The organism is Streptomyces sp. NPDC055078, assembly GCF_053607985.1.
Map to the genome: position 1 here is coordinate 1 of NZ_JBSGUP010000545.1, position 5,632 is coordinate 5,632.

Annotated in this window: 4 protein-coding genes; 3 read left to right on the forward strand and 1 reads right to left on the reverse strand. The window is 71.5% G+C overall.

Going from position 1 to position 5,632, the window contains the following annotated elements:
• Positions 1 to 315: 315 nt before the first annotated feature.
• Entirely contained in the window at positions 316 to 1,602 is a 1,287-nt protein-coding gene (dusB, locus tag ACWF94_RS31570) for a tRNA dihydrouridine synthase DusB (RefSeq protein WP_453496202.1), read from the reverse strand.
• 185 nt (positions 1,603 to 1,787) lie between these two features.
• On the opposite strand from dusB, the gene ACWF94_RS31575 reads away from it, so the two are divergent.
• From ACWF94_RS31575 to ACWF94_RS31585, 3 genes are all read left to right on the forward strand, one after another.
• Positions 1,788 to 3,230 carry an MFS transporter gene (locus ACWF94_RS31575; RefSeq protein ID WP_453496205.1) on the forward strand — a complete coding sequence of 481 codons (1,443 nt, stop codon included), beginning with the start codon at positions 1,788 to 1,790 and terminating at the stop codon, positions 3,228 to 3,230.
• A 225-nt stretch (positions 3,231 to 3,455) separates the two neighbouring features.
• Complete coding sequence (locus tag ACWF94_RS31580; protein ID WP_453496209.1) at positions 3,456 to 4,619, forward strand: M24 family metallopeptidase; 1,164 nt, start codon at positions 3,456 to 3,458, stop codon at positions 4,617 to 4,619.
• On the forward strand, positions 4,616 to 5,527 hold the full coding sequence (locus ACWF94_RS31585) for a nitrilase-related carbon-nitrogen hydrolase (protein WP_453496212.1): 912 nt from the start codon (positions 4,616 to 4,618) through the stop codon (positions 5,525 to 5,527). Before ACWF94_RS31580 ends, ACWF94_RS31585 begins: the two co-directional genes overlap by 4 nt.
• Positions 5,528 to 5,632 lie beyond the last annotated feature (105 nt).

Here is a 5,632-nt window from a genome sequence, read left to right on the forward strand (position 1 = left end):
GTGAAGCCAGCAAGGGTGGCACGCAGTGCCACCCTTGCGAGAGGTGCAGTCGACTTCAAAACGCTCATCTGAGCGCAACCCTGATCAGGGGTGGCGAGAATCACGCGCTGGACGAGCCGTCAGGTCCGGCATTCGGACCCGGATCGGGGCCAGTCGCGTCCCCGGACAACGTCCGGACATCCGCCCAGTCATCCGCCCGGCCACCCCAAAAGCCCCCGGGCGCCCCACAAGCCCTGTCCACCCCTCCAGGCCGCCCTGAGCCCCTCGGCCCCTCAGCCCCCTCGACCCCTCAGCCTCCTTGGCCCCCTTGCCCCCTCAGCCGCCCGATGTGTCCAGCTCGGCCTCGGCACCCAGATCGGCGCAGTCGTAGGGATCCTTCAGCCAACCGTCCGGCAGCACCACCCGGTTGTTCCCCGAGGTACGGCCCCGGGGGCCGTCCGCGCCCGTGGGCCAGGGCTGGGACAGGTCCAGTTCCGCGAGGCCCTCGCCCAGTTCGGCGAGCGAGGAGGTGATCGCGAGGCGCTTGCGCATCTCGGAGCCGACCGAGAATCCCTTCAGGTACCAGGCGACGTGCTTACGGAAGTCGATCACCCCGCGCGCCTCGTCCCCGATCCACTCCCCCAGCAGCTCCGCGTGCCGCAGCATCACCGCCGCGACCTCCCTCAGGGTCGGCGCGGCGGGCGCCCCGCCCGCGCCCCCGTTCTCGAATGCCGACACCAGATCGCCGAACAGCCACGGCCGCCCCAGGCAGCCGCGCCCCACGACCACTCCGTCGCACCCCGTCTCCCGCATCATCCGCAGCGCGTCGTCCGCCGACCAGATGTCGCCGTTGCCGAGGACGGGGATCTCGGGGACATGGGACTTCAGCCGGGCAATCGCGTCCCAGTCCGCCGTACCGCCGTAGTGCTGCGCCGCCGTCCGCCCGTGCAGCGCGATCGCGGTGACGCCCGCGTCGACCGCGATCCGGCCCGCGTCCAGATAGGTGAGGTGATCGTCGTCGATGCCCTTGCGCATCTTCATCGTGACGGGCAGGTCCCCGGCGTTGGTGACGGCCTCGTGGAGGATGGCACGCAGCAGAGGCCGCTTGTACGGCAGCGCCGAACCGCCGCCCTTACGGGTCACCTTCGGTACCGGGCAGCCGAAGTTCAGGTCGATGTGGTCGGCGAGATCCTCGTCCACGATCATGCGGACGGCCTTGCCCACGGTCACCGGGTCGACCCCGTACAGCTGGATCGACCGGGGTGTCTCGCCCGCGTCGAAGTGGATCAGCTGCATGGTCTTCTCATTGCGCTCCACCAGCGCCCGCGTGGTGATCATCTCGCTCACGAAGAGGCCCCTGCCCGCCGAAGCCGCGCCCCCCGGAGCCGGACCTGCCGGAACCGAAGCCGGACCTGCCGGAACCGGAGCCGCGTCCCCCGGAACCGGACCCGCCGAGGCCGCACCCGCCGGAACCGGAGCCTCCGGGGGCCGGTCCCCGAACCCCCGGACACCCTCGGCGAACTCCCGGCACAGGGTGCGGAAGGGCGCGTTGGTGATGCCTGCCATGGGGGCGAGCACCACGGGGGGCTGTACGGCATGCGGGCCGATGGCGAGCGTGGTCATCCGTCCATTGTCCCGTACGGGGGTCATAGCCCGTGTCCCCCAGGGGTGCCCTCTCGTCCCTCAGGGGTGTCCTGACCCGTCTCCCGAAGCTTCCGGGCCGGTGGTCCCGAACGGCTTCCCGGCCGGTGTCCCGAATGGCTGTCCTGGCCGGGCATGGGTTATTAGTTAGTCGTACTATCGACAACATGCCCGAGCTGACATCCCGGCGGCGACTGCTCGTACTGGCGATCTGCTGTATGAGTCTGCTGATCGTCAGCCTGGACAACACGATCCTCAATGTGGCGCTCCCGTCGATGGGCCGGGAGCTGGACGCGACCGTCACCGGCATGCAGTGGACGATCGACGCGTACACCCTCGTCCTCGCCGCCCTGCTGATGCTCATGGGCTCCACCGCCGACCGGATCGGGCGGCGCAAGGTGTTCATGGCCGGTCTTGTGCTGTTCACGCTCGGCTCGCTGCTCTGCTCGCTCGCGCCGAATCTGGAGTCGCTCGTCGCGTTCCGGATGGTCCAGGCGGTCGGCGGCTCGATGCTCAACCCGGTCGCGATGTCGATCATCACCAACACCTTCACCGATCCGCGCGAGCGCGCCCGCGCGATCGGCGTATGGGGCGGTGTCGTCGGTATCTCCATGGCGGCCGGGCCGCTGGTCGGCGGTCTGCTCGTGGACTCGATCGGCTGGCGTTCGATCTTCTGGGTCAACCTCCCCGTCGGTATCCTCGCGCTCCTGCTGACCTGGCGTTACGTCCCGGAGTCCCGCGCCCCGAAGCCCCGGCGGACCGATCCTGTCGGCCAGCTGCTGATCATCGTGCTGCTGGGCTCGCTGACGTACTCGATCATCGAGACCGACCTCGTCTTCGCCGTGGTCGCGGCGGGCGCGCTGGCGGGGGTGCTGCTGTACGAGCCGCGCCGCCGCGAGCCCCTGATCGATCTGCGCTTCTTCCGGAGCGCGCCCTTCAGCGGGGCGACGGTCATCGCGGTGTGCGCGTTCGCCTCACTGGGCGGGTTCCTCTTTCTGACCACCCTGTATCTCCAGGAGGTACGCGGGTACTCCGCCCTGCACGCCGGGCTCTACATGCTCCCGATGGCTGGCATGACCCTGGTCTGCGCCCCGCTGTCCGGGCGGCTGGTCGGCAGCCGTGGCCCACGGCTGCCGCTGCTGATCGCGGGTCCGGCGATAGCGGCGAGCGGGGTGCTGTTCGCGGTCTTCGAGGCGGAGACGTCGAACGTGCTCCTCTTCAGCGGCTTCGCCCTGTTCGGCCTGGGCTTCGGCATGGTGAACGCCCCGATCACCAATACGGCGGTCTCGGGGATGCCCCGCGCCCAGGCGGGGGTGGCGGCGGCGGTCGCGTCCACGAGCCGGCAGATCGGGCAGACGCTGGGGGTGGCGGTGATCGGCACCGTCCTGGCGGCGGGCGTCACGGTGGGGGCGCGTACGGCCTCGTACGGAGAGGTGTTCGTCGCGGCGACGCGCCCGGCGTGGTGGGTCATCGCGGGGTGCGGGCTGTGCATCCTGCTGGTGGGGGCACTGACGAGCGGGCCCTGGGCCCAGCGCAGCGCCGTGCGCTGCGCCTCCCGCCTCAGCGAGCCGGAGCCGCCCGCGCGCAGGCCGTCACCTGCGGACGCGTAACCACGCGGCCTGCGATCTCCCGCGCGACCCGGCGGGCGCACAGCCCTGGCCTGCGGACGCCCGCACCGTCCGCCCTGCGGATTACCCGACACCGACCGCCCCGCAGATACCCCGCACCGCCCGCCCATCGGATCTGCCGCGCCTATTGACTCGCAGAAGCGCTTCACCAACCATGAATCACACGTCGCGCAGAAGCGCTTCTTCACGGCAACGAGGAGGCATATCGTGTTCACCTGGCCCGACATCGACATCGACCGGCTCCGCACGGACCGGCGGGAGCGGCTCACAGCGCTCATGCGCGAGCAGGGCCTCAGCCATCTGCTCCTCACGGGCTTCGATCACATCCGCTACGCGTCCGACTACCGCACACAGATCATCGCGGAGGCGTTCGACTGGTTCGCCGCCGTGGTCGACGCCGACGGCGCGGTGGAGATCTTCGCGCCCTGGGTGGACGAGGAGGTGAAGTCGCCCGACCCGGATCTGCCGTGGATCCGGGCGATCCACCCCGTCCCGTCGTGGGCGCCCGCCGTCGGCCACCCGGTCTACTGGGCCACCCACCTCGGCCGGGCGCTGGCCGGGGCCGGCCGGGTGGGCCACGAACTGATCGACCCGCAGGTGCTGAACCGGCTGGGAGAGGCGGCACCGGAGACCGATTTCGTGCCGGTCGGACATCTGCTGTACGAGCTGCGGATCGAGAAGACGGCCGAGGAGATCACGCTGCTGGACGCGGCGAGCAAGGTCAACGCCCGCGCGGCGACGGCCGCGCTGGCGGCGGCGGGGCCCGGCCTGGCCGACTTCGACGTCCTGGCGGCGGCCATGGAATCCGCCCAGCGCGACGGCGCCGAGTTCCTGTCGCACTCGCTGTGCAACCACCGCCGGGGCAGCGGCACCTGGTTCGGCCGGGGCAGCACGCTGCGGGAGGGCGACGCGTACTTCTTCGACATCGGCCTGTACGGAGTCCACGGCTACGGCTCCGACATCGCCCGCACCGGCTTCGTGGGCGAGCCGCCCCGCGCCGTCCAGGACGCCTACCGCGCCCTGATCACCGCCCACCACATCGGGGAGGAGGCCGCGAAGCCGGGGGCGCGCGCCTCCGAGGTCGATGCGGCGGTCAACGGCTACCTGGAGAGCCAGGGGCTGCCCCGTACCCCGTACGCCATGGGACACGGTGTCGGGCTGCGGGCCTGTGAACTGCCCACGATCCACCGCGCCCACCTCGTCGACCGTGACTTCGTGCTGCGGGAGAACAGCGTCATCTCCCTGGAGCCGGAGACCGGGGTGTGGGTGGGCGAGCAGTTCGTGCTGCTGAAGGTGGAGGACAACTACCACGTGCGCACCGACGGCCTGCGGCGCCTGTCGGACGCCGAGTACGCCCTGGGGCTGACATGAGCACTCCGGCCGGTGCGCGCCGTGAGCTACGGGTGGCACTGGCCCAGCTGACACCGCACCCGGCTGACATCGCCGCCGATCTGGCACGCCTCGAAGACATCGTCGGCGCGCACCCCGAAGCGGAGCTGATCGTTTTTCCCGAGCTGTTCCTGGGCGGCTACCGCCTCGACTCCGTACGGGAGGTGGCGCTCGACCCGCACGGCGAGGTGATGGGGCGGGTGCGGGCCGTGGCGGCGCGGTGGCGTACGGCCGTCGTCGTGGGCTTCACGGAGAGCGTCGGCACCGGGGGAGGCAGCGCCCTCAGGGACAGCGCCCTCGGCGACGGCACCGGCGGAGGCGGTGCCCTCAGGGGCAGCACCGGCACCCGCACCGACACCGGCGGCGTCGCGAACTCCCTGGCGTGTGTCGACAGCGACGGCAGCCTGGTGGACGTCTACCGCAAGACGCATCTCTTCGACCGGGAGCGCGAGCACTTCGCGGCCGGTGACCGCCTGGGCGTGGTCGAACTGGCCGGAGTCCGCGTCGGGCCGCTGATCTGCTTCGACATCGAGTTCCCCGAACCGGCGCGGACGCTGGCCCTCGACGGCGCCCAGCTCCTGGTGGGCGTCGCGGCCAACATGGAGCCGTACGAGGCCGACCACGAGCTGGCGTCGCGGGCCCGGGCCCTGGACAACCGCCTGCCGCTCGTCTACGTGAACCGCACCGGGCGTCAGGCCCCGTACACCTTCACCGGCCGCTCCCGCGTCGTGGCCCCCGACGGCTCCGTCGTGCTCCAGTTGGGGCCCGACGAGGACGTCGTCTGCGCCCGCGTGCCGGTGGGTGCCGCGAGCGGTGAGCCGACCGACTACCTGCGCCTGCTACGTCCCGACCTGTACGGCGGGCGGGCGGCGCGGGCAGCGTCGCGCTGACCCGCCGGCACCCGGACCCGCGCAGGCCCTGGACGCCCGCCCGCACCCGGACACGCCCCAGGTCCCGGACACGCACAAGGCGCCGAACATGCCTGAGGCCCGGAC